This is a genomic window from Rhodococcus sp. FW305-130 (assembly GCF_058788335.1).
This window is the reverse complement of the sequence record NZ_JBYTAP010000007.1, coordinates 190,259-216,265: the sequence shown is the minus strand read 5'-3', so window position 1 is coordinate 216,265 and position 26,007 is coordinate 190,259. Positions and strand designations below refer to the sequence as shown.

The window sequence follows — 26,007 nt, the reverse complement described above, 5'->3', positions numbered from 1 at the left end:
TGATGTTGTGGTGAGGAATTCTCCCAGGGGCAAGGTGTTGCACTGACTGGACGTTGTTTCACTGATCGGGCCTTGACAATGGAGTCTTGTCACAACTGGCTTCTTGTCACAATTGGGTTCCTGTCACCGACGAAAGGTTGCGCGATGACAAAGCTGTTGTTTGCAGTCACTTCTGCAGATCACTGGACGCTGAACGACGGGACAGCCCACCCAACTGGATACTGGGCGGAAGAACTGGTCGAGGCGCATCGCGTTTTCGTCGAGGCAGGCTACGACATCGTGATCGCGACGCCAGGCGGTAAAGCCCCCGTTGTGGATGAGGGAAGCCTGGCGCCCGAGGTCAACGGCGGGCAAGAAGGCGCTGATCGTATGCGCAAGTACATCGCCGATCTGCAGCCAGCGCTGGATTCGCCGGAGATTCTGGAAAACGCCGATGCTGCCGACTACGACGTGGTCTTTGTGCCAGGTGGACATGGACCGATGGAAGATCTTGCGGTGTCGGCATCCTTCGGTGAGCTTCTGGTGAAGTTCTTGGACGCCGACAAGGTGGTTTCGGCGGTCTGTCACGCACCGGCGGCACTTCTGCCCGCCCAGAGATCCGATGGAAGCTGGCTGTTCGACGGCTATCAGTTGACGGCGTTCACCAATGAAGAGGAGACGCAGGCTGGTCTGGCGGACAAGGCTCCGTGGCTGCTCGAAACTCGGCTACGCGAGTTGGGCGGCAAATTCTCGAAGGCTGACGCCTGGTCGCCTTATGTCGTGGTGGACCGGAAGCTCTACACCGGCCAGAATCCGGCTTCGTCGAAGCCGCTCGCCGAGCGGATCGTCGCCGACTTGGGCTGAACGATCACCGGCTAGGCCTGAGCACGGCTTTCGGCACCGCATCGAGGACTCCTTCGATGCGGTGCTGGGCCGTGTTCTGTTGTGCCCGAGGAGTACTACCTCAGGTTTTGAAGGTGGTGTTCGCCGGCCGCGGGTGCTGCTGCGGGTCGATCGAGGTCGGCGGGATGAACCAGGGTTTGTTGTCGGCGCCGATGCGGATTTCCCATTTCCCGACGAATCCGGTTTTCCGGTGCATCAACCGATGATGTGAACGGCACAGCAGGACAAGGTTGTTCATCACCGTGGGGCCACCGTTGGCCCAGTGCCGGATATGGTGTGCATCCGTCCAGGCGGGCACGCATGTGCAGCCGGGGAATGCGCAGCCTTTGTCTCTCGCGATCAGCGCCACTCGCTGCTCCGCGGTGACCAACCGTTTCCCGGGTCTCGCATCCAACGGTGCGCCGTGGCTGTCGAGCAGAACGGTCGAGAGGAAGCAGTCGCAGCCGAGGAGTCTGGTCTGCGATACGGACAGTGGTCCGATCCACGGCATGTGCCCGACATCGATATCCGACACAGCCACTCCACCACCATCGGGCGAGGGTGCGGCGGCGCAATCGCGGTGCTCCGCCAGATCGCGGGCGTTGATGTGGACGTTCACGTGCGGGCGTTGGCCCCCATCGGTGCCAGTTTTGGCGCAGTCCAGATACCGGCGGATCAGTTCGGTGAACCCGTCCGCCGTGCGTTTCGCTGCCGACCGGGCGTCCGGGGTTCCGTCGGGTGCCGGGGTGGGCATCGTCAGATTCGACAGGGCGGAGAGCAGCATTTCACCGGTGAGAGCATCGAAATCTCCGCGCACCACCACCCGACCATTCAGCGTCGACGCGACCCGGAGCTCGTTGAGGTCGATGTCTTCGGCGGGCGGAATCTCATCGGATTCGAACACTCGCTCCAAGGTCGCGATGACGTTGCGGACCTTCGTGGTCGTGGCCTCGACACCGGAAGCGGCAGCCAGCAGCAAGTCGATACAGCGAGGGAGCGCCTCCTCCGGCATCCCCTTCGGTGGTGACTCGCAGAACGCCACGATCAACACCGCGTGCTCGAACGAGCAGTCCCCGCCATCGAACCGGGCAGCCACCGCGGGAAACGGCCGTAGTGCAGCACCGAGGGCGGCGATCTTCTTCCCGTCCCGGATTTGCAGCATCGTGTTGGCCGCCAACCACGCACCCACTCCGCGGCTGGCGATCACCTGATCATCGGGACGCATCGACAACTCGTCCACCACCGCCACACGCACAGCCTCGAGACGAAGAATCTCCGCGCTCGCCGACACCGCAGCAGCACGCAACTCAGAAGCAGACAACTGCCACAGGCGTCCACGCAACGCCACCGCAGAACCCGACACCACATCCGACAACAGAACACTCATTGAATCCCCCGATCCCCAACAATACTCGAACATCAGTTCGAGTCAAGAGGTTATGTGAGGCCGCGAATGAGTGGAGTGGGGTCTGCGACTACGAACAGATGACCGCCCCCGCTGACCTCTTCGAAGCGAGAGTGGGGGATCATCGAGTGGGCCCAGCGGGCAACTTCGATGGGTACGTTCCTGTCGTCGGTTCCGTGCAGGAAAACCGTTGGTACCGAGATGGATTGAAACAACCCTGGCATCTCGCGGCGGTACCGAGCCAAATCGACAACCCCTGCGGATCCGCCCTGTGCGATCCCTTCGGATGAATCCAATTGGAGAGCAGGGCGATGCGACTCGTCGGTCATGACGGCCTGATCGGCGGCCGGCCAGATCGAGACGGAGTCGCTGCGCAACTTGGAGAACACTCCGGTTCCCGCAAGCATTGCACCAGCCATGCGGGGAGCCCAGTTGGCGGCAAAGTACAGCGCGGATACCAGTTTTATCCTGCGCCGCAAAGTATCTCGTGGGGCTCCGGGAATCATGGCGCACGCCAGCACCAATTTCGAGACTCGTTCGGGTACGGCCGCAGCGACTGCGAGCGCGTAACCGCCGCCTCCGGAGAAACCCATCAGTGTGGCCGAGTCCAACTCGAGATGATCGATCAGAGTGACGTAGTCGTCGTCCCAGGAATGAAATCCCTTGTCCGTGTGTGGATCTGTGCGACCGAAGCCGGGGCGATCGGGGACGATCAGCCGTAGACCCGCCGTCGCAGCCGCGTTGTCGAGCGAGAGCCCCTCGTATCGGCTGCCAGGTGATCCATGAACCACGACTACCGGCCGGCCAGTCGGATCGCCGTACTCGCAGAACGCGATACGGCGCCCCGAGGTGCCACGAATTTCGGTTGTCGTCACGCTACTTGTCATGTTGTGCTTCCTCGCTGCGCGATCGACGCCACGCCATCCAGAATGAGCGTGACTCCGAATTCGAACCTTCGGGCGGGATCGTGATGAAGCGCGAACACCGATGCCTCGCGTCGATCGGCGGGTGCACTGTCGAAAGCTCCGCGTCCCAATTGAATTGCGACGTGTCCGGTCACGAAATCATGCACGGCGCCGTACGCGTAAGTGGCCTGTTCGTCATCGAGGCCGGCCTGCGAAAGCGCTCGCACGACTCGGTGGGCGGTATCGTCGGCGCCGGGTGCTTCCAGTGATGCCTGCCGATGGGCTTCCAGAACGAGAGGATGCCTCATCAGAAGGTCATGTAAACCGTAGGCGAACGTGCGGGCAACCCCGCGCCAGTCGGTCGGCCAGTCGATCGACGAGACGGCTTCTCCCACGAGGGTGGAAATCAGGTCTCGCCTCAACGCGTCGATGCCGCCGGTAGTGCGGTGGACGGACATCGGCGATATGCCCAGTCGCTCGGCGAGCACTCGAAATGAGACCGCGTCCAGGCCGTCCGTATCGGCGATCTCGGCCGCAGCATCGAGTATCTGTCTGTGACTCAATGCTTTTGGTCGACCGGCCCTTGCAGAGCCGGCGGATTCGGATACCATGCTGACAACAATAGCGATACGCGTATCGAAATTACAAGTGTCGATTGACCTACAAGGAGTGCTGCCCGATGACTGATCTCCATCAATTGTCCGCTGTCGAACTCGCCGGTGTGATCGCCGCGAAGCAGGTCTCGATCCCCGAGGTGGCCCGGTACTTCGTCGATCGTGCGACCACTTCCGATGACGTGGGTGCATTCACGACGATCGCCGGGGAACATGCGATCGAACTCGCCGAGCAGGCCCAGCGAAGGTTGGACGCGCGGGACGCCGGACCGCTTCCGCGCCTGTTCGGCGTCCCGACGGCTATCAAGGACCTCGACGCGACTCGCGGCATCCGCACGACCTTCGGATCGGCGCTCTTTCGGGACTTCGTGCCGGACGCCGATGACGAGATCGTCGAGGCGATCCGAGAAGGTGGTCTGATCGACATCGGCAAGACGACGGTGCCCGAGTTCGGGGCAGCGTGTTACACCGAGCCGGAAGTTGCTCCGCCCGCGCGCAGTCCGTTCGATCACACACGAAGTGCTGCTGGTAGCAGTGGTGGCGCCGCGGCCGCCGTCGGCGCTGGTCTGGTGCCGTTTGCTCAGGGAAGTGACACCGCCGGGTCGTTGCGTTCACCGGCAAGTACGTGCGGAGTCGTGGGCCTCAAGCCGAGTCGCGGTCTGATCACGATGGGGGTGGCCGGTCACGACAACTTCGGTTTTGCGAGCAAGGGGCCGATCGCCCGAACGGTTCGCGATACCGCTGCACTGCTGGATGTTCTGGCGACGCGACCTGGCGCCGGGACGATTCACCCGCCCCGGCCGAAGTCGTTCGAAGAGTTTGTCGTCCAGGCAGAAGGATCGCACTCTCGCCCCCTGACCGTCGCCCTCGCTCATGGCTCGGTATCCGGTGGCACGGTGGACCCACGAGTCTCCGAGGCGGTATCGAGGGTGGGCGTCGTTCTCGAGAGCCTGGGACACAACGTGTTCGAACGTCCTCAGGCCCGAGACGACGCCTTCGTCGATGCCTTCACCACGATGTTCTCGTCCTTGGCCGGCACCAAGCCCATTCCAGAAGAGTACGAACACCTTCTCCGTCCGATAGTGCAGCACTTACGTGTTCGAGCGAACGAAGTGCCGTCGGGCGATCTGGCCGCGGCAATCGGAGTTGTTCAGGCATGGGCGCGGCGGTGGAGCCTGGATTACGCCGACGCCGATCTTGTTGTCACCCCGACGGTGACAACACCGCCGTTGGCAGTCGGTGAGCTACGTAATGACGAAGACCCCGCGACCGAACTGATCGACATGGTCGCTTTCACGGGAAACACCATCGTCGCCAACGCAACTGGATTTCCGTCGATCAGCTTGCCACTCGGTTGGACGGAAGACGGTGTTCCACTCGGCGTGATGATCTCGGCGAAATGGGGTTGCGACGCAGAATTGCTCTCTGCCGCTGCAACGCTGGAGAACGCGATGCCGTGGAAGGATCGATACCGATTCGACCGCGCAACCGTGCTCTAACCCGGGAGCGACGTCCGCCCGCCGGCCGATGCAAACCCCAACCACGTGTGGCGGTTACCCCACCAACACCACCCGACTTTCGGGGCGTTGCGGTTGTCTTTGCCGTCCCGGCCGGTTCCGTTGCTGATCCACACAGCCGGGGTTCTGGTGTCGAAAGTTCCGTCAGGCTTACGCAATCGGGAGCCGATGGTCATGAAGCACTTTCCGCGTTCGAGGACGTCGGGGCGCTGCAACAGCCAGTGAATGCCTTCGGTGAGGGTCAGCGGCGTACGGTCGGCATCAACGATCGCGGGAAGTGCTTCGTCCGGGCTCCAATTGGCCAGGTGATCCCCGCGGTCGACTTCACCGAGCAGATACATCGCGGCGTCTGGCAATGCGGCCGGCTCGGTAGGAGCGAACAGATCGACGTCGGCCATGTCGACGACAACGAAGCCCCTCCTGTTCTTGTGCTCGAGCAGGGGAGTCAAAATGGAAGCTGGAGCGAGTTTTTCGTGCACGGTAAGCAGTCCCACCTCACCTTGTCCGGCTGCGGCGGCTGCCCTGACGTCGCCGGCAGAAAGCCCGGCCATCTCGTGTACCCCGAGTTCGATCAATCGTTCGGCCTGCTGATCGATGGGCGGGAGGTCGAAGTGCATACCTGCGATCCTACCGATCGTGAGCAGGCCGATCGGTGGGATCGGCGGTGAGGGAAGTCGGCCACGAGACGCCCAACGCGCGCATGATGAACGGGACGGTGGTCGCCACGACAGTGTCCACTCGGTCGCCGGCCATGAGCATCGGGCGACGGCTTTCCACGCAGGCGAGGATGAGTTGCGCGGACGCGGCAGCATCGGAATCGACAAAGACGCCGGCGTCGACACCTTCCTGGACGAGCTGTTCTACCAGAACCGACAGCGGGACAATATGTTCGAGGAAGCTTTCGCGATCCTGCGCGGACAGCAATTCGACCAACGCGATTCCCGTGAATCGCTGCAGTGAGAACTCGACGAGCGTCAGTTTGACGAGGATTTCGATTCGGTCGACAGGATTCTCGCGATCCGCGAGTTCACGCTCGGCCAGGAGCAGGAATCTGTCCATCTCGCGGGTGGACCAGGCAAGCAGTAACGCAGATTTGTCGGGGAAGTAGTTGTACACCGCTGTCCGTGAGACACCGGCTGCCTGGGCCACAGTCTGCAGCTTCACGTTTTGCCAGCCCTGCTCGTGAAGTTCGCGAATGAACGCGTCCAACATGGCTTCTCGGGTCGCGATCTTGTGTTCTGCGGTTGTCGCGCCACCGGTCAGCTTCGGCATGGTCGATCCTCCTGTGTCTGATTCATGGTCACGGGGAGGTCGAACAGATCCGCAACAAGGCGTGGATCACCCTGCCACATCGAGACGGGTACAAGCATCATCTGCTGCGCGATCGAGCGTACGGATCGGCAGACTTCCTGCGCTTCGGCGGCGGTGAGCGTCGTGCGTTTGCGCAATCGCTCCATCTCCGCGGCAGTCAGATCGGTGATCCATTCTTCGGCCGCAAGCGAGAGGGGTGAATCCGGTGTCACGGCCGATCCAACTCGGCACTGGAGAACCTCGAAGTCATCACGGACAGCATGATGACGGCGACGACCGAAACGGCGTGTGCCGCCGCCAGCCAGAGCGACTCGGGTGCATGTTTGTGGAGGGTCGGCGCCATCAGCATGGCCATGAGGAGGGCGAGACCCGACAACATCGCGGGGCCGTTGGGTCGGCCGACAAGCAGGCTGACCAGGAGAACGAGCGCGACAACGCTGCAGGCCACGTCTACAGGCGGGTACGTGGTCGGGACGATTCCGTGGACGGTGTCGGTTAGGTTCAGCCCGATCGACACCAATTGTGCGAGGCCTGTCGCGCCGGCCAGCCAGGCCGTCCACCGCAGTCCGTGAAGACCGGCTTTCCGCACCACGGTCAGACGCTCCTCCGAAGATCCCCATGCTGCGGACGTCGGTGTTGTCACGGGCCTTCTCCTTTTTATGACGAGGTGTCGTCATAAAGTATCAGCGCTGGAAAAGTGGGTTTCCGAGGGTAGGTAATTGGCTAGTCCTGAGGAGACAGACACGGCAATATCAACAGTTGAATATCCGACGAGGCGAACTGCGGGAGGTGGCTCGATGACGACCCCTGTCCGCACGGATCGGCCCTCGTCGAAACAGAGTTGGTTGGCGCGCGCGGCATTTGCTGCGCTGGTTCTTGCCGTCGTGGTGCTCCTGATTTTCGCCGGACTGAAAACCTTGACCATGCTGATCCTGGGGATCGGTGGGGTGGTCGTGTGCGTCGTAGCGGTGTACTGGTTTCTGACCACCCGCGGATTCCTCCGCTGGATCTCGTTGGCTGTGGCGGTTCTGACGCCGATCGTGGTGCTCGCCTTCCTGATCCGAGAACGCCTCTTGTGGGTGGTGCTGCTCTCGATCGGATTGTTCGTCATAGCCGGTATCTGCGCCCGCGCCGCTTTGGAGGGGGAGGAGAAGGAACTGCCGGTGGTCGAGCGACCGGCGCCGCCGCCCGCCAAACCGTTCTTCGTGATGAATCCGAACTCCGGCGGTGGCAAGGTCGAGAAGTTCGACTTGAAACGCAAGGCCGAGGAACGGGGGGCCACGGTCGCACTACTCGAGGGGCCGGAGAAGATCGACGTGACGGCCTTGGCCAGGCAGGCGGTCGCGGACGGCGCCGACCTACTCGGTGTTGCCGGTGGCGACGGAACTCAGGCGTTGGTTGCCGCTGTCGCGGCCGAACACGACCTGCCCTTCCTGGTCGTCAGCGCCGGGACGCGCAATCACTTCGCCGCGGATCTGGGTCTCGACCTCGACGATCCGTCACGGTGCCTCGACGCGCTTGTCGACGGCGTCGAGGTGACGGTGGATCTGGGTAATGTCGGCGGTCGAACCTTCGTCAACAACGCATCGTTCGGGGCATACGCCGAAGTTGTCCAGAGTCCGGAGTACCGCGACGCCAAGACCAGCACATTCCTGCAGAAACTCCCGGATCTGCTCGCCGGACGCGCCGGAGCGGTGCTGACCGCGCGCTCCCCGAGCGTGTCCGCGGTGGGTCCACAGGCGGTTCTGGTCAGCAACGGACCGTACGAGATGAACGACCTGGCGGGGCTCGGTCATCGCCCGCGATTGGACCGGGGCACTCTCGGGATCGTGGCGATCTCCGTCGGCAGCGCCCGTCAGGCCGTCGGGTTACTCCATCGGGCGCATCAACGAGGCCTGGCTCAGGGCACCGGATTCGAGGTGATCATCGACGCCGACACCGACGAGATTCCGGTCGGCGTCGACGGTGAGGCTCTGGTGATGCCGACTCCCGTCAGGTGCACGGTCAGCCCGCAGGCACTGAGAGTCAGAGTCCCCCGAGACCGTCCGGGCGTCCGTAAGCCCAGGCATGCCTGGGATCTGGTCCGATTGCGAGAGTTGGCTAAGTTCACGAAATCCGGCGCATGACCTGGCGATAGCCTTGCATGACTGCCAGCAGAGTGAATCCGGCAAACATGTCCGATTTGCACCGGATGCTGGCAGCATTGAGGGCCGGTACGGATCCTCGAGGAGCAATCGAATGACGATCACACCCAGCGAAGCGCCGGTAGTCGAGACAACGTACGGGCCGGTTCGTGGATCCACGGAAGGTGCGGTATCGAGTTGGAAGGGGATCCGCTACGCGGCACCTCCGGTCGGGTCGTTGCGTTTCCGCGCACCCGTTCCGCCACAGCCGTGGACCGAGATTCAAGACGCAACAGAATTCGGTCCGTGTGAACCGCAAAGTCGACTTGCGATGATCCCGCTCGGTGAGAACGTTCCGATGGATGAAGACTGCCTGTTTCTCAACGTATGGGCGCCGGGCCCCGTCGGCTCTGATGCGCCGGGTAAACCGGTCATGGTCTGGATTCACGGCGGTGCGTACTTTCGCGGAGCATCCAGCCAACCACTTTTCGACGCAACCACATTGGCTGAGAACGGTGACGTTGTCGTCGTCTCGATCAACTACCGCATCGGTGTGTTCGGCTTCGTCGATTTCTCGTCCTTCAACTCGGAAGAACACACCTTCGAGCCCAATGTCGCTCTCCGCGACATGATTGCAGCGCTGCAATGGGTTCAAGGCAACATCGCGGCCTTCGGTGGTGATCCGAATCGGGTGACGTTGTTCGGCGAGTCGGCAGGTGGCGGCGCTGTGACGACGCTGATGACCGTGCCGTCCGCCCGTGGCCTGTTTCATCGCGCTATCGCCGAGAGTTCCCCCGCCACTTCGGTGTACGGGAGTGAACGTGGCGAGATCGTCGCGAAGCTCTTCCTCGAGATCTTCAGCGGCGGGGGCGATCTGGGTCTATTGCGGTCCACGTCTGCCGAAGACTTGATCGGGCCGTCAGACGAACTGTTTGCTCGCGTCCCTCAGGAGACGCCCGGCACTTTGGCGTTCGCGCCGATCGTCGACGGTGATCTGCTCCCTGATTACCCGGTGCGCTCGTTCCGTCACGGCAACGCACACCCGATTCCGCTGATCATCGGAACCAACAAAGACGAATCTTCGCTCTTCCGGATGATGAAATCGCCGTTGATGCCGATCGATCCCGTCGTGATCACGTCGATGTTCGCGGAGATCGCCGACGAGCACCCTGGGCTCGAGCTACCCGATCATTCGCAGATCGAAGGCGCGTATTCGGGGCTGTCCAAGCTGGGCGCTGGTCTCGGGCTGACCCGTGACTTCGGATTTCGTTTGCCCACGCTGTGGATTGCCGAGGCGCACAGCAAGATTGCACCGACCTGGTTGTACCGATTCGACTACGCGCCGCCGATGCTCAAGGCGCTGAAAATTGGTGCGACCCACGGGACCGAACTTGCCTACGTCTTCGGCAACATCAATCACGGAGCGCGGGACATCACCTACAAATTGGGTGGGCTGAGCGCGGCGCGTCACGTGTCAGAGCGCATGCAGGCGAGGTGGCTGGATTTCGCCAGAGCTGCAGGTGATTACGGCACCGGGGCCGATCGTGAACTGGGTGCGGACCCGGGATGGCCAACTTACGACACCGACACACGCTCGACACTGTTGATCGACAAGCACGATGCCGTCGTCGCTGATCTGGATTGCGAAATCCGGGAGGCGTGGGGCGACACGGTGATTGCATTCACCTGATGGTTCCGGTCTACTGCAGTGTGGCGAGATAGTGCGAGACGGGTCCCGCTGTGAGCATTCCGCTTCCGGCGCCGGCAATTTCGGCGGCGGCAGGTAAGAGCGCCGCTCGAGCACGCTCCTTGACTCGACTGTCGCCGACTGCAGTGGCCGCCGCGGCAGTCAAGCACCACAGTGCCTCGGAGAGTAGGTCTTTGGGCGGGTCCGGCAATGCCTCGACGGCCTTCGCAGCTTCGTTCGCCTGCCCCTGTGCGATGAGCAGGTGTGGTCGGGCCCAGGGTTCGTACGGGCCCCACTGCGTAGCCGGGTCGAAAATTGCCGGCAGTCCCCGCCACACACGGAGGGCGAGAATTGCGAGAGGGAGTATGCCGTCCTCGAGACCCGGCATGCCGGAACCGGAAAGGTTCACCGCCGCAGCTTCGTACAGCTTCTCGCAGTGCGCCGCTTCTGCGCCGGTAGTGGCCGTTCGCATAGCGCGAAACCAGGTGGTGAACACCGCTGCCAACGGCCGTTCGTGACGTCCGGCCAATCGATCAACTGTCTCGGCGTGTAGCTCGGCTGCGTCGAATTGCCCCAGTGCGCTGAGGGCTTGCATACGGATGAGATGTCCGAGAATCTCGAAGGTGGACAGTCCGTGTCGAGCGGAGAGGTCGACCAGTTCACGGCCGATGCCGTCGCGCTCGGAGGCCAGACCGGTAGTCCAGAACGTCTGCATGAACAATCCGTTCAGAGCGAAAGCCAGGAGACCTGGATCGTCGAGAGAACGACTGATCTGCACTGCAGCGCGGGCACATTCGAGCCCACGATGACCGGACAGTCCGCGCGATTCGAGTGCAATTGTCGCCAACAGTCTGGCCCGAGCGGGTTCGTTGCCGACCGGAAGTCGATCGAGGGTGCGCTGAGCGGCCGCGACGATCTGTGCAGCCTGCCGAGGGTCGTCGGATCGTGTCCAGATTCCGGGCACGTCGTAGTTGCCGATGATCCGTGCGGTGAGTTCGACATCGTCCAATTGTTCAGCGGCACCGATGATTGTCAGTCGTTGGTTTCGGGCAGTCTCGAGTCCGCTTCCGCCCGTAACTGCCAAACTTCGGAGGAGGCCGACGGTTGACTCCAATCTCGATTTCGATCCTGCCGCTACGGTCCGGTCGTACGCTGCCGAAACCTGAGTGAAGATCTGTTCTGCCGCTACAGGATCCAGGTGGTTTTCGCGGCGGAGAATGTCGGACTCGAGGTCGGTCAGTCGTGGCCCGGGGTCGATGCCCAACTCTTCGGCGAGTAGCTCGCGTGCGCGACGTAGGACTGCCAGAGCATCGCCTTGACGGTTGGACCGGTACAGCGCGAGAGCGAGTAGTCGCCAACCATCTTCGCGCCAAGGGTGTTCCGTGACGTGGGCGTCCAGATCGGGAATCGCTTCGGCAGTTCGCCCGAGATCGAGTTGCGCGGATGCGAAGCGCTCGACGGCAGTCAGACGCAGTTCCTCGAGGCGTGACCGCTCCGATCGAGCCCACGGTTCTTCGGCGAACTCCGCGTAGGCCGGCCCTCTCCACAGTTGGAGCGCGGTTCGGAGCAGTTCGAGTGATTGCGCCGGCGTCGAATCGGCGGCTTCACGTACCAGTCTTTCGAATTCCCAAGCGTCGACCGCGTCGGGTGCAGCGCGAAAGGCGTAGCCAGGCCCTTCGGTGACAATGACTTTCGGCTTCGTTCGCGGGGCACGATCCGGTTCGAGTGCGCGCCTCAGTGCGGAAACGAACGTACGTATTGCACTGGTCGCCCCGGCCGGAGGATCGACCCAGAAGTCGTCGACAATCACGTCCACCGGAACAACACGTCCTCGGGCAATGAGCAGACGAGCGAGAACCGCTCGGTGTCGCGGGCCCTTCAGATCGATCAACCCTGACGAATCGTTCCACGCGACCACGGGTCCGAGAACTCCGAAAAATGTGTGGTCTCGCATTTCCCCACGTTATCGCGCTCATCGAATGCTCATCGACCACGGCGAGGCTGATTGGCATCACCCCAACTATTGCCATCACCCCGACGAACGAGAGCGACCGATGACGATCACCATTCCAGGCTTCGACTATCAGCAGATTTCCACAACAGACGGGGTGCGGCTCAACGTCGCGGTCGGCGGAAGCGGAACACCACTCGTCCTTCTTCACGGTTTCCCCCAGACGCACCTCATGTGGCGTCACGTCGCCACTGCGTTGGCGTCGGATCACACCGTCATCTGCCCGGATCTCCGCGGATACGGAGCCAGCGACAAACCGGTCGAGGAAAACCCGGACACCTACTCCAAACGAACAATGGCTGCCGACATCGTCGAGGTGGCCAGGAAATTGGGACACGAGAAGTTTGCCCTCGTCGGCCACGATCGTGGCGCACTGGTTGCCGTCAGAGCGGGGCTGGATCATCCGAATGTGATCACGCAACTCGGCTCGCTGGACGTGCTCCCCACCCTGGATATGTGGGACATCCTGCATGGATCGAATGCTGCTGTGGCGTTCCATCTCTATCTCATGGCTCAGCCACCTGGTCTTCCCGAGCAGATGATCAGCGCCAGCGCCGACGCGTTCTTCGAGTACTTTCTCGACGTGTGGACGCAGAACCGCGAAGCGATTCCGGTAGACGTGCGGGCGGAATACCTGCGCGCCTCACGGGAGGCGGTGCCGTCGATCGTTGCCGATTACCGGGCGTCGGCAGGCATCGACATCGAACACGATCGGGTCGATCGGGAGGCGGGCAACCAACTGCACATGCCGGTCACGGTCATTCAGCAGGACTGGGGTTCGATGCTCGGTTACGACGCCGAGGCCCTGTGGAAAGCGTGGGCGCCAGATCTCGAGCACCGCACGCTGTCCGCAGGTCACTTCATGGCAGAAGAGGCGCCTGCCGAAGTGGTCGAGGCGATCCGCACTCTGCTGAAAAGGTAGTTCTAGCGCTTGACCCCGGCCGCCAAGTCGTCGACCAGGACCTTGGCGGTCAAGGCGTATCCCGCGGCCTTGTAGTAGTCGAACGGAATCACGCGACCGGCCTGTGCGGCGGGCAGGCGCTGCCACGTCGGCGAGGTGTACACGCTGCCGGAGGCGCTGCGATCCAAGGCGAAGATGACGTCAGCTTCTTCGAGACGGTTGAACTGCTCCGACCCGAGCATCACGCGAAGGTCGGGGCCTTCACGGAGCACCTCGAACCCGAGGTCCTCGGCGACGGCGGTGCGGAAATCGTTCTGGAACCACGCGATCTGATCCTCGGCGGCGGCGACGAAGGCAACCTTCTTGCCGGCCATCAGCGGTTCGACGGTCGGGCGGACCTGAGCTACATGGGCGTCGTACTCGGCGAGTACTTCTTCGGCGCGATCGCTGCGCCCGATGCCGGTGAGGAAGTCCGACATGACTTTGCGCCACTCCGGGGTGAAGTCCTTGCCGACGGGCAGGACCGGTGCAATCTGCTGCATCCGGTCGTTGCCGTACGACCCGGTGTCCCACCAGCCGGCGCTGAGGACGAGAAGGTCTGCGCCGAGGGTCGAGATGTATTCGAAGTTGGGATCCGAAGCACCTTCGGCGAAAATCTCGACACCGGTGGCATCCGGGACCTCGCGGCGCAGGTGTTCGGCGGCGCCGGTCGGGTAGGCGGTCACCGGGTATCCGGCGAGGATCGACAATTCGAGGCCGTCGCGTGGATCGAGGGCAACGACGTTCTGGGGGTCCGTCGGAATGATCAGCTTCTCGTCGCCGCGTGTGAACTCGAAGGTCTCCGCGTTATCGGGCGTCGAACTCTCCGTGCTGCTGCAGGCGGCGAGAAACGCGGCCGCAGCGACGCCCGCGCCGACGCCGAAGAAACCGCGCCGCGTCAGGTTGTCCACGATCGCCCAGTAGTCGCGATCGGTCGTGGAGGGAGAAAGAAGTCGAGTCATGTTTGTTAGGTTAGCCTTAGGGGCTGCCTTCGGGAATGGCGAAACAGCTCCCATGAGCGCCAAGAAATACGGCGAACACGCCAGCGCGCAGAGTGTTGTCGGCGTCACCGGCCCGCCTGAATCACAACCCACTTTCGACCTTTGACGTGCATGACGTCACAACCGGCCGCCTCCTCGATCGCGATTTGGCCCTGATGGCGCCGACTATGCTGGGTGCACCAGCAGTACGATTTCGGAGGTTGCAATGCAGATCACCAGCGTCGGCCACGCAGGATTTCACATCCAGACCGAGGCCGGATCCATCCTGTGTGATCCATGGGTGACCCCGACGTATTTCGCGTCTTGGGTGCCGTTCCCCGACAACACCGAGTTGGACTGGGACGCGCTGGGCAATTGCGACTACCTCTACGTCTCGCACCTGCACAAGGACCACTTCGATCCGAAGAACCTGATCGCGCACGTCAACAAGGACGCCACCGTCCTGCTCCCCGATTACCCGGTGCCGGACCTCAAGCGTGAGCTCGAGAAGCTCGGCTTCCACAAGTTCTTCGAGACGGAAGACTCCGTCAAGCACACAGTCAGCGGTCCCAAGGGCGATCTCGACATCATGATCATCGCTTTGCGCGCTCCCGCGGACGGTCCGATCGGTGACTCAGGCCTGGTCGTCTCGGACGGGGAGACCACCTGTTTCAACATGAACGACGCCAGGCCCGTCGACCTCGACCCGCTGACCGACGCCTTCGGGAAGGTCGACATCCATCTGCTGCAGTACTCGGGCGCGATCTGGTACCCGATGGTCTACGACATCCCGAAGGGCACCAAGCGCAACTTCGGCAAGCAGAAGCGTCAGCGCGGCATGGACCGCTGCCGCAACTACATCTCGCAGGTCGACGCTGCCTGGGTTGTCCCGTCGGCCGGCCCGCCGGTCTTCCTCGACGACGACCTGCGTTACCTCAACGACGATCACGGCGACGAGGGAAACATCTTCCCCGACCAGATCACGTTCCTCGAGCAGATGCGCATCAACGGCAACGATCGTGGTCTGCTGATGATTCCCGGCTCGACCGTCGAACTTCGGGGAAGCGAGAAGGTTGCCCTGACGCATCCCATCCCGGACGCGGACGTCGACAAGATCTTCTCGAACAAGGCCGAGTACATCGAGAAGATGGCGCAGAAGATGGCACCGGTCATCGCCGCGCAGAAGGCTACGTGGGCTCCGGCCGAAGGCGAGCCGCTGCTCGACGGTCTGAAGGCCAAGTTCGAGCCGATCATGGCGCAGTCCGATCTGATCTGCGACGGTATCGGCTACCCCGTCGGACTCGTGATGGGAGAGGAGACGGTCGTCCTCGACTTCCCGAAGCGGATCGTTCGCGAGCCCATCGACGGAGAAGGTAAGTACCGCTACGGCTTCCGCATTGCTCCCGAACTGGTTCGCACCGTTCTGCGTGACGACGAGCCAGACTGGGTCAACACCATTTTCCTGTCGACACGCTTCACGGCGTGGCGCATCGGTGGGTACAACGAGTTCCTCTACACGTTTTTCAAGTGCCTCACCGACGAACGCATCGCATACGCCGACGGCTGGTTCGCCGAGGCGCACGACGACAGCGCGTCTATCGAGTTGGGTGGCTACGAGATTCAGCGTCGTTGCCCCCACCTCAAGGCTGACCTGTCGAAGTTCGGTGTCGTCGACGGCACCAACCTCACCTGCGATCTGCACGGCTGGCAGTGGGATCTCGAGACCGGCCGCTGCAAGACGTCCAAGGGCCACGAGCTGCGCACCAGCAAGCTGAGCTGAACCGAGCTCGTCGGGTGACGGGATACAGCAGGTCGCTGATCGGCCTGGCGACAGCGCTCGCCGGGTTGGCCGGTTACGTCGACGCGCTCGGATTCATCACGCTCGGTGGGCCTTTCGTTTCGTTCATGAGCGGCAACATGACGCAGGCGAGCGTCGCATTTGCCGACGGGGTGTGGTCGACCGCGCGGGTGGCAGGCGGCATCATCGTGCTCTTCCTCCTGGGAATCGCGCTGGGAACCGTCGTCACCCACTTCACGGAGCGGTACTCCGTCCGGACGCGCAAGGTCACAGTGCTTGCGGTTGTGGCTGGACTGCTGGCCATCGGTTCGGTGATGAGCAGCCTCGACGTCACCCCAGGCGCGATCTCGGCGATGGCCCTGGCGATGGGAGCCGTCAACTCGGTGTTCCAGCGCGACGGTGAGGTGACGATCGGTGTCACGTACATGACCGGTGCGCTGGTCAAGATGGGCCAGCGTCTCACCGGAGCCTTTCTGGGCGGCCCGAAGTGGGCGTGGCTGCAGCACTTCGGGATGTGCGCGGGGTTGATCGCGGGCGCGGTAGTCGGTGCGCTCGTTCATCGGTGGATCGGCCTTCACGCTCTGTGGCCTGCTTCGGCATTCACGGTTCTTCTGATCGCCGTCGCGTGGCGGGTCTCGCCCCCGGCGCCGGCACAGGTGTAAAAAGAGCGGGGTACACAAGCCGGAGTGCGGGGGAACTGTGGATGCTCTGATCATCGTTGTGCTGGGACTACTCGGAATCGTCGCCGCCTCGACGCTGGGGGCGCGGATCGGAGTCGCGGCGCCGCTGATTCTGGTGATGGCCGGGATCGTTGTCAGCCTCCTCCCCTTTGTCCCAGCAGTGGACATCGATCCGGAATGGATTCTCGCGGGTGTGCTTCCGCCGCTGCTGTACTCAGCTTCGGTCTCGATGCCGTCGATGGAGTTTCGGCGTGAATTCGGTGCTATCGGTGGGCTCTCAGTTCTCCTCGTGGTGGTGAGTGCGCTTGTTCTCGGTGTGTTCTTCTCCTGGGTGATACCAGGGCTCGGCATCTGGTGGGGCATTGCACTCGGCGCGATCGTGAGCCCGACGGATGCCGTCGCGACGTCCATCGTCAAGAAACTCCCGGTCTCGCCGCGGGTGGTGTCGATCCTCGAAGGTGAAAGCCTGCTCAACGACGCCACCGCTCTGGTCCTGTTGCGTACTGCCATCGCCGGAGCGGCCGCGTCGGTATCGCTGTGGAGTGTGTTGGGCAAGTTCGCTTTTGCCGTCGTCGTGGCCGCGGTCATCGGTGTTGTCGTCGGCAAGGTCAACCTGATGGTTCGTGCCCGTGTCACCGACTCGACGGTCAACACGGTCATCTCGTTCACGGTGCCGTTTCTGGCCGCGATCCCCGCCGAAGAGTTGGGTGCATCGGGGTTGGTTGCTGCCGTCGTGGCCGGGCTCGTCACCGGCTACGACGCTCCTCGGAAGCTCTCGCCGCGTCATCGGTTGTCGGACTCCCAGAACTGGCGCACAGTCGAACTGGTCCTCGAAGGTGCGATCTTCCTGGTGATGGGCCTCGAACTCTCGTCGATAGTCGACGATGTCCGGGTCGACCACGAGGGAATACCCACCGCAGTCTTCGTCGCTGCGGGTGCGCTGTTCCTCACGATCTTGGTTCGGGCTCTGTACGTCGCGCCCCTACTGCGAGCACTCCAGGCGAGGGCAAACTTTCGCGAACGCATGAAACCCAGACTCTCCGACATCGCGAATCGTCTCGACAACCCAGAGGATTACCCACCGGACGAAGGGCGGCGTAGTAGGCGCCGGGCGCCTTCGGCGAATCAGATGGAACGGTTCAAGATTCGGGTGCGTCGGACGGTTGCCGATATCGACTACTACCTAGCCGCACCGTTGGGATGGCGTGAAGGGACGATCGTCATCTGGGCCGGTATGCGCGGAGCGGTCACTCTGGCTGCCGCGCAGACTCTTCCGGAAGACACTCCGAGTCGATCGCTTCTGATCTTGGTGGCGTTCCTGGTCGCAGCCGGCTCGTTGATCCTTCAGGGTGGGACGTTGAAGCGCGTCGTAGTGGCGGTCGGTCCGGCAGCGCAGGACCTCACTGATTCCGAACTCGACGAACATCGACGTTTGCTCGCTCTACTCGAGGATGCTTCCGCGAGTTTCGTTCCACCCGAGGGGCAGTCGAAGAAGAAGACTCGGCTCGACGTGATCGACGCGCAGCGTCAAGCGCTACTCGACGCGCGGGACGACGGCCTGTTCGACGCACGGATGCTCGGATCGGCACTGGCCGCGCTGGATGCCGATCAGATCAGCCTCGAACTCAAGGGCGGTCCGGACGGTTGATCACGTGCACAGTCTCTTTCGAGCAGACGTCATCATCGCCCGCGTGATCACGCCGTGCAGTACCTGAACTGGTGCGAAGTAGATTCGGCCCGCGCGGTTCTTCAGCTCCACGGCAGTGACGACGTGCAGGAGACCGGCGTCGTTGTCGGCCTGAACCGAGGCGACGAATCGTAGGTGTTTCTCGTCCGCTTCGATGAGGGCTTCGCCGTCGGCGATCTTGTCGACGGCAAAGGTGTCCGGGCGTCCCTTGGCGATGCCGAGCAGTCCGACTACCCGCTCCCTGAGCCAGAACATCGCGAGGACTGGTGCGGGGACATTCCTGACGTCGAAGACTGCCTGCGCCCACTCCTCGGATGTATGGGTCGGAACAGACGGGATGGTGATCGTGGTGGCTTCAGCCCAGTCCGGTGCAGGCATTGCCTTGAATGCGAGTGTCATTTCATCCTCCGTACGGTGCCGTATGGAACTTACCCATACGGTACCGTACGGAGGTGACGAATGCCCGCGCCCGACTCTCCCGCGATCAATGGATCGATGCTGCTTTCGAGGCTCTGACCAGCCACGGGCCAGGTGCCGTCGCTGTGGAGAAGGTGGCACGCACGCTGGGATCGACCAAGGGTTCATTCTATTGGCACTTTGCGAACCGTGACGAATTGCTGCAGGCTGCGCTCGATCGATGGGAAGTTCTGGCAACCGAGCGACTGATCTCTTCCGTCGAGGCCTCCGGCGAACCGGCAGAGGTGAGGTTGCGTCGCCTGGTCGACGCGGTCACAACCGGACTGGCCGGTCGCCGTGCGGAGTTGGAACTGCTTGCCGGGATCGACCATCCTGTGGTTTCGGCGGCGGTTCGACGTGTCACCGAGCGTCGAGTCGCCTACATCGTGACGTTGTTGGTCGATCTGGGGATGGACAGGCAGAAAGCGGAACATCGTGGCGTACTTGCCTATTCGATGTACCTGGGGCAGATGCAATTGGTGCACAGTGCGCCAGATGTGGTTCCTGGCAGCGGTGCGGACGCTCACGCGCTCGCCGACGAGTTCGTGAGCATGGTTCTGGCCGGGTAAGTCCGCCATCGAATGCAGCGTGATCTGCGCATCACCCTGCGCTTTCAGGTGAGGGACCACACATTGCGCGTAACCCATAGTTACAGATACTTTGAGGTCAGCTGAAGTGGGGTGCCGGATATGTCGGCATTTCCCGGAGGCGCAAAACCGTTTCACGACAGGAAGAAAGGTGACTCACCATGAGCGTTGTGCTTATTTCGTTGCTGGTCGCCGCTGGACTCACCGTGCTGGCCACCAGTGACGGTGCCGGTCTGGACTTCGGGAGTCGGCAGCTGAACCGCCAGTTGAAGACCCGCACGCACCGGTAACCCCGGAAATCGGCCGGCTCCACGCGACACTTCGCGGAGCCGGCCTTTTGCGTTGTCCGGTCAGTTCACCCCGAGATCTGTCAGCCAGGCCAGCGTGCTGCGGGCAGTGATACCCAAGGCAGCAGTAGAACCCGTCGCGGAGTTGAACGCGACGCTGTCGGCAGATTCGAGTCCCGTGTAGAGCTGGGAAACCCCGGCTGCTGCACCCGCTCCGATGATCGGCGCAATCGATGCACCGAAGGCATCGGGTGTCACGGCTTCGAAAGTTACCGCGCGCGAGAAGTGTTCGGCGAATGCCTCGGCCAATTCGATACCGGTGATCGCCGGAATCTGTCCGATGTCGACCGCGTCCGGTGCTATGTCGAGAGTCAGGGCCGCGACGGCTGCATCAGCGACGTCGAGATGTGAACTCCATGCGACCGCGAGATCGGCACGCAGTGGGTAACGCAGGACGCCTTCGTCTTTCACTCCCGACAGCACAGTGGGCAGAAGAAGATTCTCGAGGAACAAACGTGGGGTCAGAACGGTCACCGCGATGCCTTCGGCGCGAAGTCCGTCGACGAGCTCGGAGAGAACGGGTGTGTTGGGACCGGCAAGCGGCGAAGTAGCGTCGCCGATCACCGTGCCGCTGGTAGAGATCACGAACCGCGAAGGGCGTGCCGCTCTCGCTGCTGCCAGAACGTTGTGGGCATAACCAGCTAGCGTCTCGGTGTCGCCGGCGAGTGGCAGGTGAAAGAACACCCCGTCCGCCCCGCGATAAGCGTCGGCGAGAGAGTCGACTGACGCATTGTCCGCGACGACGGTGTTCGCACCCTCGAACGTCTGGTCAGGGTTACGGGTAATTGCTCGGACTTCGGCCCCTGCCGATCCGGCGAGAGCCGCGACCAATCCTGCGAGAACGGGAGAGCCCTGTGCGCCGGTGGCGCCATGCACTGTGTAAGTCATGACGCCTATAGTTCACATCGGGAACCAGTTACTGCAAGTGAACTAATGGGGAATCGATGAGTGAATCAGGTCACGTGCTTCCGGAGTGCGGCGTCGCGCGCTTCCTGCTGGTCCTGGACGGGCCGTGGGCAACGCTGATCGTTCGTGAGCTCACGCACGGCCCCATGCGCTTCACGGAACTACGACGCGCTTTGCCCGGCATCAGTCCAAGGACACTGTCGGCCAGGCTCAAACGTTTCGAGGAGTTCGACCTGGTGACCCGGACTGCCTACGCCGAGGTGCCGCCGCGAGTGGAGTACGAACTCACCGCGACGGGGATGGAACTGCGCTCCGTGCTCGAAGCGATGGTCGAGTGGGCGGATCTGGCACTCCCCGTTTCCTGACGTGCCCTCAGTGCGGGTCCGAAAGTCCAACTCGCAGAGCGCCACAGGCCTCGAACATCGCGTCTTGTCCGGTGTGGCCGACGCCGGTGGTGTTGACGAAGGCATGGATCAAACCGCTGTGGCGCCTCAGTGCGACCGGGACTCCGGCCTCTCGCAGCCGGTTCGCATACGCTTCGCCCTCGTCGCGTAGTGGGTCGAAACCGGCGACCGCAACGTACGCGGGCGGTAGGCCGGCCAGGTCCGGAGTGAGCAGCGGTGAGACTCGCGGGTCGAGAGCCGAAGTGCCGCCCGACAGGTAATGGGCTGCATACCAGTCGAGTTGGGCGTCGGTGAGAAAGAAGTCGGTGCCGAACATCTTGTGCGACGGGCGCTTCGACGAAAGGTCCACCCAGGGAAAGAAGAGCAGTTGAAATGCGGGTTTGACGTCGTCTTCGGTCGTGGACTGCGCGACGACGGCAGCCAGGTTCCCGCCGGCGCTGTCTCCGCCCACTGCAATGGATTTCGGATCGGCGCCCAGTTCCGCGGCATGTTCGACGCAGTACCGGAATGCGGCGACGGCGTCGTCGATCCCGGCGGGAAAGGGGAACTCCGGTGCCAGCCGGTAGTCCACCGACAGCACACTGACTTCGCCGTGGCGGGCCAGGAAGCGGCACACACTGTCGCCGCTCTCGAGGCTGCCGAGGACGAACCCGCCGCCGTGGAAGTACACCAAAAGTGGAGCGGGCGTAAAGACCCCGGCCGGGCGATACAGCCGAGCGGAAATCGCGTGGTCTCCGGCCGGGATCTCGAGGTCGCGAACCGTTTCGATGTCGATGGGCGTACCGCCGAACAGTCGCGATTCGGCGTCGATCTGAGCTCGTCCCTCTTCGACCGGAAGATGCTCGAAGCTCGTACCTTCCACTGCCGAGAGCAATCGCAGTGCAAGCTGGATCTCGGGGTGCAGAGTCTGTCCGTCGATCTCCTTCGGCTTGCCACCGAGAATGCGCTGCGCGCCGGTCGGTAAGGCGCCAACGACATCGAGCACCACCCGCGCAACACGATCTTGGACAGACATCTTCTCCGTGGACATACTCGCCTTCCGTCGGCTGATCACCCGTCGCTTGTACGTTACGAAAGAACTGGACAAATATCCAGGAACTTCGACGCTCGCGATCAGCTTGCCGGCGTCACCGTGACTGTGACGGGGCCCGCGTCGTCCGCGGTTTCCACTGTGAGAAGACGGCTTTGGGGGTTCCAGTTCACGATGTCGGCGCCTGCGACGTCGACGCCGCCGGGAAAGCCGCTCTCGGGTAAGTAGATCTCGGTCGGTGCCGTCACCGCGGGGTTCGGGGTGAACGTCAGCTGAAGGCGGTCGACGGTCGAGGACCATTCGGTGGGTGTGCCAGCGACGGCGCGCGGATACGGCTTGTTCAGGGTGTCGACGAGGAGTGTCTGTGTTCCGTCCGGCAGGTACGGGCCCCAAGGCCCGGGATCACTGGACCAGTAGGAGACGCCCGCGCCGAGTTCTCGGGCGGTCGTGTAGACGCGGTCGATGTAGTCGGTTGCGCCGGGCAGTGTTGTGTCGAGCCCGAATTCGCCGAGAATGACCGGGACGCCGCCGAGTACGTTTCCGGCTATGTGTTCGACGCTGTCGCGCCAGGTGTCGATGGTCGCGTCGGTGAGTGTGCGTGAGAGGCCGGAGTATCCGTCACCGAGGTCGAGGGGCAGTGGGTACAGGTGTGGGCAGTAGGCGATTCGCTGTTCGCCGGCTCGTGGGTCGTTGATCTTCGTCAGTCCGCTGGGGACACCTTGGTTGACGCCGACGGCCTGCGGGGCCACGCACACCCAGCTGTCCTGATCGACTTCCCTGATGGCGTTGGTGGTTCGCTGATACAGGGCAGCGAGGGGCCCACCTTCGAATGCGGGGCCTTGGAGGGAACCGCCCCACGGCTCGTTCATCAGGTCGTAGGCCACGACGGTGTCATTGCCTGCAAAACGTTCGGCCACCGCCTGCCATGCGTTCGCGTAGTGCTCGACCAGTTCGGGGTGTTGGCCGGTGGTGTTCCAGAAGTTGTCGAATGCGCGCATCACGCCGGGTTGGATGTAGTACAGCTCCCAGCGGTCTTGAGGGCTGACCGGAAGGCCGTCCATGTATGTCGCCCAGGCCGGTGCGCCGTTGCCGATGTTGCCTGCGCCGTTGCCGCTGTTGCCCTCTGGTGTGATCGCGCCGGAATAGACGTCTTGATGCATGTCGAGCATGACCTTGTAGCCGCGCTCGGCATACCAGCTGACCCGGTCCTCGACGCGGTCGAGATACTCCTGGTCGTACTGTCCTGGTTCCGGTTCGACCGAACGCCAGGAGATCAGGAACCGCACGAAATTTGTTCCCATGTCTGCATGTTCGCGTTCGAGGTCGGCTTCGGTGAACTTCGGCATGCCGTCGGGTGCGCTTTTTGCGCTCGACGCCGTGTTGAACCCTCGCAGGATCAAGGAGCGGCCGGCGTCGTCGGTCAGGTACGACGGCGACATCGAAGTGCCACCGGCGCTCCCCGACGTGGGCAGGCTACCTTCGGCAGCGGCGATTCCGCCGCCCAGTATCAGTGAGCCCGCGACTATCAATGCTGAGAGTGGGATACGGCGCACGGAAACTCCTCCTGGATGTGTGGATGGATTGACTTGTCCGACTGAGGATTCAGATCTGGTCTTGATCACTCGGTGTCGATTCACGTCGGTTGGCTTACGCTGGTACGCCCGTTTTCGATGTGTCCGACGAGCACGCGCTTGAATTCAGGATCTTCGTCGACCGTCACGGTGGCCTGATACCAGCCGTCCGCCGACGCCACCGCCCACCGGCCGCGTGCGCCGGCAGCGAGCTTCCGTCGGTCCCCGTCGACGTCGACGGAGAGTGCACGACTTCCGGAATTGTTCGCGGTCAGTACAAGCGCGCACGACCCTGCGTCGATGGTTGTCGAGACGTCGAGCGAGGCTGCCGCACTGTCTGTAGCTCCACTGAACTCGCGCCTGAAACCATTGGGACCCAACAGGGTCAGGCTGTAGATGCGATCACTGAGCGCAACGGTGTCATCGACCTCGCCCAGGAGGTCGTAATGCCGTGGCTCGTCGAACTCACCTGCGTACGGGTACAAGGCCAGGTGAGTTGATGCGGCACCGGCATTGACCAGATGGACCGTCAACGAGCCGGTTTCCGGGTTCACCGTCGTGTAGGCGTCGGGCTGATAGGGAAGGGCCCGTGCTGGTCGAGTGCCGCTTTCCTGCAGGGGCATTCTCTGTTCGGTGGGTGGGGTCGGTGTCCACCGCGGTTCCAGAGGCGGAGTGGGCTGCGGGCGCGCCAAAGTCGGTCGGCTACGCGGGTTGACGAAGTCGAACGCTGACGTCAGGTCGCCACTCACCGTGCGTCGCCACGGGTCGATTTCCGGCTGCGTGATTCCGAACCGCTTCTCCAGGAATTGCGTGACGGACGTGTGGTCGAACACTTGTGAACAAACGAAACCGCCAACAGTCCACGGCGAGATGATCGTCATCGGCACCCTCGGGCCGAGGCCGAGCGGCTGATTGCCGACCCATTCGGTTTCGACCGAGCGCGGTGGTCGAGGTGGCGGTACATGGTCGAAGTACCCGTCGTTCTCGTCGAAGTTGACGATCACGGCCGTCTTCGCCCACAGATCGGGATCGGAGGCGACGGCGTCGAGCACTTGATATAGCAGTGTTGCGCTCGCCGCAGGTGACGATCCCGATGGGTGCTCCGAATCCATTTCGGACGGAACGAGATAACTGACTTGTGGCAGTCGGCCCGACTCGACGTCCTTCCTGAACTCGGCGGCCAGTGTGCCGGGCCGGGATCGGTACAGTGCGCGATCGTAGAGTTGGCGATCGGCAGGCGACAGTTGGTCTGCAGCATTCTCGAGGGCCAGTACCGCTGCGTCCTGGACCGGCGCCGGCATCGACGGCAGGGCGAGATAGAACCCGGCCAAGGTCTGCAGTTCGTAGGGGAGCAGGCTTGGCCGACCAAGCAGCCCTGCCGCCACTTTCTTGAAGGCAGTGAAGTATTCGAGGTTGTTGTCTCCGAAGTTGTCCCACTCTTGGTAGGTCTTCCAGGAAATGCCGGCGGACTGCAACCGCTCGGGAACCGTCGTCCATCCGTAGCCGGCGTGCCAGGGGTTGTAGGCCGCATTGGTTACAGCTCTTCCCTCGGGGCCGGGCGGATCCGAAGGCAGGACCGATTCGGTCGGATTCGGCGAAAGTGGCTCGTATCCGGTGTATCCAGAGACCCAATAGTTCCGGTTGGGGCTCGTCGACGTCGGAACGGAGCAGTGGTAGGCGTCGCAGATTGTGAACGAGTCCGCCAGTTCGTAATGAAAGGGAATGTCTTGCCGGTCGTAGTACGCCATCGTCGTACCGGTTTTTGCCGCAATCCAACCGTCGTGCCAGCCGTCGGCGAGTGCGGCATGTCCGCCCGCCCAGCTGTGATCCAGCCCGGTGACGTTCTGGGTGTCCATGCGTTGTGCTGCAGCGGAATCGCGGATGGGGAAGGGGAGCACAGGACCGGTAGGTCCGGGTTGTTCGAAGACGCTTTGGCCGCTGCGTAGACGCAACGCATTCGGATCCCCGAAGCCGCGGACACCCCTCAGAGCGCCGTAGTAGTGGTCGAAAGATCTGTTCTCCTGCATGACGAGGACAACATGCTCGATCGAATCGAGCCCGCCGGAGTTTGCGGGTGTCGCCAGTGCACGTTGAAGCGACGGCGGCAGAAGGGAAGCGGCGGCGACTGCAGTCGCACCGACCCCGGCGGCGAGAAACGACCGTCGAGAAAAGGAATTCCTGGACACT

General features: G+C 62.7%; 25 protein-coding genes. 11 read left to right on the top strand and 14 right to left on the bottom strand.

All coding sequences use genetic code 11. The features are described 5' to 3' along the window. Positions 1-144: 144 nt before the first annotated feature. Positions 145-843, top strand: coding sequence for a type 1 glutamine amidotransferase domain-containing protein (locus AC3WQS_RS22370; protein WP_492711845.1), 699 nt, complete (start codon positions 145-147; stop codon positions 841-843). 100 nt (positions 844-943) lie between these two features. Here AC3WQS_RS22370 and AC3WQS_RS22365 read toward each other — a convergent pair whose 3' ends face one another. Genes AC3WQS_RS22365 through AC3WQS_RS22355 form a run of 3 tightly spaced genes read right to left on the bottom strand, consistent with a single transcriptional unit; the run spans position 944 to position 3,782 of the window. Further along, positions 944-2,248: an HNH endonuclease signature motif containing protein gene (locus AC3WQS_RS22365; RefSeq protein WP_492711843.1), complete on the bottom strand. Its 1,305-nt coding sequence runs from the start codon at positions 2,246-2,248 to the stop codon at positions 944-946. A 50-nt stretch (positions 2,249-2,298) separates the two neighbouring features. Beyond that, positions 2,299-3,153, bottom strand: coding sequence for an alpha/beta fold hydrolase (locus AC3WQS_RS22360; protein WP_492711841.1), 855 nt, complete (start codon positions 3,151-3,153; stop codon positions 2,299-2,301). Next, positions 3,150-3,782 carry a TetR/AcrR family transcriptional regulator gene (locus tag AC3WQS_RS22355; protein WP_021345987.1) on the bottom strand — a complete coding sequence of 211 codons (633 nt, stop codon included), beginning with the start codon at positions 3,780-3,782 and terminating at the stop codon, positions 3,150-3,152. The genes AC3WQS_RS22360 and AC3WQS_RS22355 overlap by 4 nt, the downstream gene beginning before the upstream one ends. 68 nt (positions 3,783-3,850) lie before the next feature. Here AC3WQS_RS22355 and AC3WQS_RS22350 point away from each other — a divergent pair, with 68 nt between their 5' ends. Further along, complete coding sequence (locus AC3WQS_RS22350) at positions 3,851-5,284, top strand: amidase (RefSeq protein ID WP_492711839.1); 1,434 nt, start codon at positions 3,851-3,853, stop codon at positions 5,282-5,284. Here AC3WQS_RS22350 and AC3WQS_RS22345 read toward each other — a convergent pair. From AC3WQS_RS22345 to AC3WQS_RS22330, 4 genes are read right to left on the bottom strand one after another with little or no spacing between them, the layout of a single operon-like run. Beyond that, entirely contained in the window at positions 5,281-5,919 is a 639-nt protein-coding gene (locus AC3WQS_RS22345; RefSeq protein ID WP_113682776.1) for a DUF5701 family protein, read from the bottom strand. The two genes, AC3WQS_RS22350 and AC3WQS_RS22345, sit on opposite strands and share 4 nt — an antisense overlap. Positions 5,920-5,929: 10 nt before the next feature. Continuing rightward, complete coding sequence (locus AC3WQS_RS22340; RefSeq protein WP_020909606.1) at positions 5,930-6,574, bottom strand: TetR/AcrR family transcriptional regulator; 645 nt, start codon at positions 6,572-6,574, stop codon at positions 5,930-5,932. Then, positions 6,562-6,825, bottom strand: a complete 264-nt coding sequence (locus AC3WQS_RS22335) for a hypothetical protein (RefSeq protein ID WP_019745914.1) — start codon at positions 6,823-6,825, stop codon at positions 6,562-6,564. The genes AC3WQS_RS22340 and AC3WQS_RS22335 overlap by 13 nt, the downstream gene beginning before the upstream one ends. Then, entirely contained in the window at positions 6,822-7,256 is a 435-nt protein-coding gene (locus AC3WQS_RS22330; protein WP_492711836.1) for a hypothetical protein, read from the bottom strand. Before AC3WQS_RS22330 ends, AC3WQS_RS22335 begins: the two co-directional genes overlap by 4 nt. Before the next feature lie 154 nt (positions 7,257-7,410). On the opposite strand from AC3WQS_RS22330, the gene AC3WQS_RS22325 reads away from it, so the two are divergent. Together AC3WQS_RS22325 and AC3WQS_RS22320 are read left to right on the top strand one after the other, a co-directional pair. Beyond that, positions 7,411-8,739 carry a diacylglycerol/lipid kinase family protein gene (locus AC3WQS_RS22325; RefSeq protein ID WP_046379558.1) on the top strand — a complete coding sequence of 443 codons (1,329 nt, stop codon included), beginning with the start codon at positions 7,411-7,413 and terminating at the stop codon, positions 8,737-8,739. 112 nt (positions 8,740-8,851) lie between these two features. Beyond that, positions 8,852-10,426 carry a carboxylesterase/lipase family protein gene (locus AC3WQS_RS22320; RefSeq protein ID WP_492711835.1) on the top strand — a complete coding sequence of 525 codons (1,575 nt, stop codon included), beginning with the start codon at positions 8,852-8,854 and terminating at the stop codon, positions 10,424-10,426. Positions 10,427-10,436: 10 nt separating this feature from the next. On the opposite strand, the gene AC3WQS_RS22315 is transcribed toward AC3WQS_RS22320, so the two are convergent. Next, the gene (locus tag AC3WQS_RS22315; protein ID WP_153212911.1) at positions 10,437-12,377 is read right to left on the bottom strand and encodes an AfsR/SARP family transcriptional regulator; all 1,941 of its coding nucleotides are present in this window, start codon (positions 12,375-12,377) and stop codon (positions 10,437-10,439) included. A 100-nt stretch (positions 12,378-12,477) separates the two neighbouring features. On the opposite strand from AC3WQS_RS22315, the gene AC3WQS_RS22310 reads away from it, so the two are divergent. Further along, positions 12,478-13,356, top strand: a complete 879-nt coding sequence (locus tag AC3WQS_RS22310; RefSeq protein ID WP_153212912.1) for an alpha/beta fold hydrolase — start codon at positions 12,478-12,480, stop codon at positions 13,354-13,356. 2 nt (positions 13,357-13,358) lie between these two features. Here AC3WQS_RS22310 and AC3WQS_RS22305 read toward each other — a convergent pair whose 3' ends face one another. After that, entirely contained in the window at positions 13,359-14,336 is a 978-nt protein-coding gene (locus tag AC3WQS_RS22305; protein ID WP_060937769.1) for an ABC transporter substrate-binding protein, read from the bottom strand. Between the two features lie 244 nt (positions 14,337-14,580). Between AC3WQS_RS22305 and AC3WQS_RS22300 the strand changes: the two genes are divergently transcribed. From AC3WQS_RS22300 to AC3WQS_RS22290, 3 genes are read left to right on the top strand one after another with little or no spacing between them, the layout of a single operon-like run. Then, positions 14,581-16,134, top strand: a complete 1,554-nt coding sequence (locus AC3WQS_RS22300; RefSeq protein ID WP_021345977.1) for an MBL fold metallo-hydrolase — start codon at positions 14,581-14,583, stop codon at positions 16,132-16,134. A gap of 14 nt (positions 16,135-16,148) precedes the next feature. Then, complete coding sequence (locus AC3WQS_RS22295) at positions 16,149-16,814, top strand: YoaK family protein (RefSeq protein ID WP_019745905.1); 666 nt, start codon at positions 16,149-16,151, stop codon at positions 16,812-16,814. 37 nt (positions 16,815-16,851) lie between these two features. Continuing rightward, positions 16,852-18,480, top strand: a complete 1,629-nt coding sequence (locus tag AC3WQS_RS22290; protein ID WP_259118166.1) for a cation:proton antiporter — start codon at positions 16,852-16,854, stop codon at positions 18,478-18,480. On the opposite strand, the gene AC3WQS_RS22285 is transcribed toward AC3WQS_RS22290, so the two are convergent. Then, positions 18,481-18,918: a DUF2867 domain-containing protein gene (locus tag AC3WQS_RS22285; RefSeq protein ID WP_021333325.1), complete on the bottom strand. Its 438-nt coding sequence runs from the start codon at positions 18,916-18,918 to the stop codon at positions 18,481-18,483. 53 nt (positions 18,919-18,971) lie between these two features. On the opposite strand from AC3WQS_RS22285, the gene AC3WQS_RS22280 reads away from it, so the two are divergent. Continuing rightward, positions 18,972-19,544, top strand: a complete 573-nt coding sequence (locus AC3WQS_RS22280; protein WP_021333326.1) for a TetR/AcrR family transcriptional regulator — start codon at positions 18,972-18,974, stop codon at positions 19,542-19,544. Positions 19,545-19,723: 179 nt separating this feature from the next. Next, positions 19,724-19,852 carry a hypothetical protein gene (locus tag AC3WQS_RS22275; protein ID WP_003943237.1) on the top strand — a complete coding sequence of 43 codons (129 nt, stop codon included), beginning with the start codon at positions 19,724-19,726 and terminating at the stop codon, positions 19,850-19,852. 60 nt (positions 19,853-19,912) lie between these two features. Here AC3WQS_RS22275 and AC3WQS_RS22270 read toward each other — a convergent pair whose 3' ends face one another. Then, entirely contained in the window at positions 19,913-20,797 is an 885-nt protein-coding gene (locus AC3WQS_RS22270) for an SDR family oxidoreductase (protein ID WP_492711831.1), read from the bottom strand. A gap of 56 nt (positions 20,798-20,853) precedes the next feature. Between AC3WQS_RS22270 and AC3WQS_RS22265 the strand changes: the two genes are divergently transcribed. Then, a complete protein-coding gene (locus AC3WQS_RS22265) occupies positions 20,854-21,180 on the top strand; it encodes a winged helix-turn-helix transcriptional regulator (protein ID WP_019745900.1) in 327 nt (108 codons plus the stop codon). 7 nt (positions 21,181-21,187) lie between these two features. Here AC3WQS_RS22265 and AC3WQS_RS22260 read toward each other — a convergent pair whose 3' ends face one another. The 3 genes from AC3WQS_RS22260 to AC3WQS_RS22250 all read right to left on the bottom strand — a co-directional run bounded on the left by AC3WQS_RS22260 (position 21,188) and on the right by AC3WQS_RS22250 (position 26,006). Then, complete coding sequence (locus tag AC3WQS_RS22260) at positions 21,188-22,249, bottom strand: alpha/beta hydrolase (RefSeq protein ID WP_492711829.1); 1,062 nt, start codon at positions 22,247-22,249, stop codon at positions 21,188-21,190. An 83-nt stretch (positions 22,250-22,332) separates the two neighbouring features. Then, positions 22,333-23,802, bottom strand: a complete 1,470-nt coding sequence (locus tag AC3WQS_RS22255; protein ID WP_172933167.1) for a cellulase family glycosylhydrolase — start codon at positions 23,800-23,802, stop codon at positions 22,333-22,335. A gap of 80 nt (positions 23,803-23,882) precedes the next feature. Continuing rightward, entirely contained in the window at positions 23,883-26,006 is a 2,124-nt protein-coding gene (locus AC3WQS_RS22250) for a phosphocholine-specific phospholipase C (RefSeq protein WP_492711826.1), read from the bottom strand. Between the last annotated feature and the right edge of the window lies 1 nt (position 26,007).

What these genes read in the sequence shown, in the direction of transcription:
- AC3WQS_RS22325 (WP_046379558.1), top strand. Translation starts at nt 7,411, where the DNA reads ATGACGACCCCTGTCCGCACGGATCGGCCCTCGTCGAAACAGAGTTGG.
- AC3WQS_RS22360 (WP_492711841.1), bottom strand. Translation starts at nt 3,153, where the DNA reads ATGACAAGTAGCGTGACGACAACCGAAATTCGTGGCACCTCGGGGCGC.
- AC3WQS_RS22370 (WP_492711845.1), top strand. Translation starts at nt 145, where the DNA reads ATGACAAAGCTGTTGTTTGCAGTCACTTCTGCAGATCACTGGACGCTG.
- AC3WQS_RS22320 (WP_492711835.1), top strand. Translation starts at nt 8,852, where the DNA reads ATGACGATCACACCCAGCGAAGCGCCGGTAGTCGAGACAACGTACGGG.
- AC3WQS_RS22275 (WP_003943237.1), top strand. Translation starts at nt 19,724, where the DNA reads ATGAGCGTTGTGCTTATTTCGTTGCTGGTCGCCGCTGGACTCACCGTG.
- AC3WQS_RS22355 (WP_021345987.1), bottom strand. Translation starts at nt 3,782, where the DNA reads ATGGTATCCGAATCCGCCGGCTCTGCAAGGGCCGGTCGACCAAAAGCA.
- AC3WQS_RS22285 (WP_021333325.1), bottom strand. Translation starts at nt 18,918, where the DNA reads ATGACACTCGCATTCAAGGCAATGCCTGCACCGGACTGGGCTGAAGCC.
- AC3WQS_RS22260 (WP_492711829.1), bottom strand. Translation starts at nt 22,249, where the DNA reads ATGTCCACGGAGAAGATGTCTGTCCAAGATCGTGTTGCGCGGGTGGTG.
- AC3WQS_RS22340 (WP_020909606.1), bottom strand. Translation starts at nt 6,574, where the DNA reads ATGCCGAAGCTGACCGGTGGCGCGACAACCGCAGAACACAAGATCGCG.
- AC3WQS_RS22350 (WP_492711839.1), top strand. Translation starts at nt 3,851, where the DNA reads ATGACTGATCTCCATCAATTGTCCGCTGTCGAACTCGCCGGTGTGATC.
- AC3WQS_RS22345 (WP_113682776.1), bottom strand. Translation starts at nt 5,919, where the DNA reads ATGCACTTCGACCTCCCGCCCATCGATCAGCAGGCCGAACGATTGATC.
- AC3WQS_RS22305 (WP_060937769.1), bottom strand. Translation starts at nt 14,336, where the DNA reads ATGACTCGACTTCTTTCTCCCTCCACGACCGATCGCGACTACTGGGCG.
- AC3WQS_RS22310 (WP_153212912.1), top strand. Translation starts at nt 12,478, where the DNA reads ATGACGATCACCATTCCAGGCTTCGACTATCAGCAGATTTCCACAACA.
- AC3WQS_RS22300 (WP_021345977.1), top strand. Translation starts at nt 14,581, where the DNA reads ATGCAGATCACCAGCGTCGGCCACGCAGGATTTCACATCCAGACCGAG.
- AC3WQS_RS22270 (WP_492711831.1), bottom strand. Translation starts at nt 20,797, where the DNA reads ATGACTTACACAGTGCATGGCGCCACCGGCGCACAGGGCTCTCCCGTT.
- AC3WQS_RS22265 (WP_019745900.1), top strand. Translation starts at nt 20,854, where the DNA reads ATGAGTGAATCAGGTCACGTGCTTCCGGAGTGCGGCGTCGCGCGCTTC.
- AC3WQS_RS22315 (WP_153212911.1), bottom strand. Translation starts at nt 12,377, where the DNA reads ATGCGAGACCACACATTTTTCGGAGTTCTCGGACCCGTGGTCGCGTGG.
- AC3WQS_RS22365 (WP_492711843.1), bottom strand. Translation starts at nt 2,248, where the DNA reads ATGAGTGTTCTGTTGTCGGATGTGGTGTCGGGTTCTGCGGTGGCGTTG.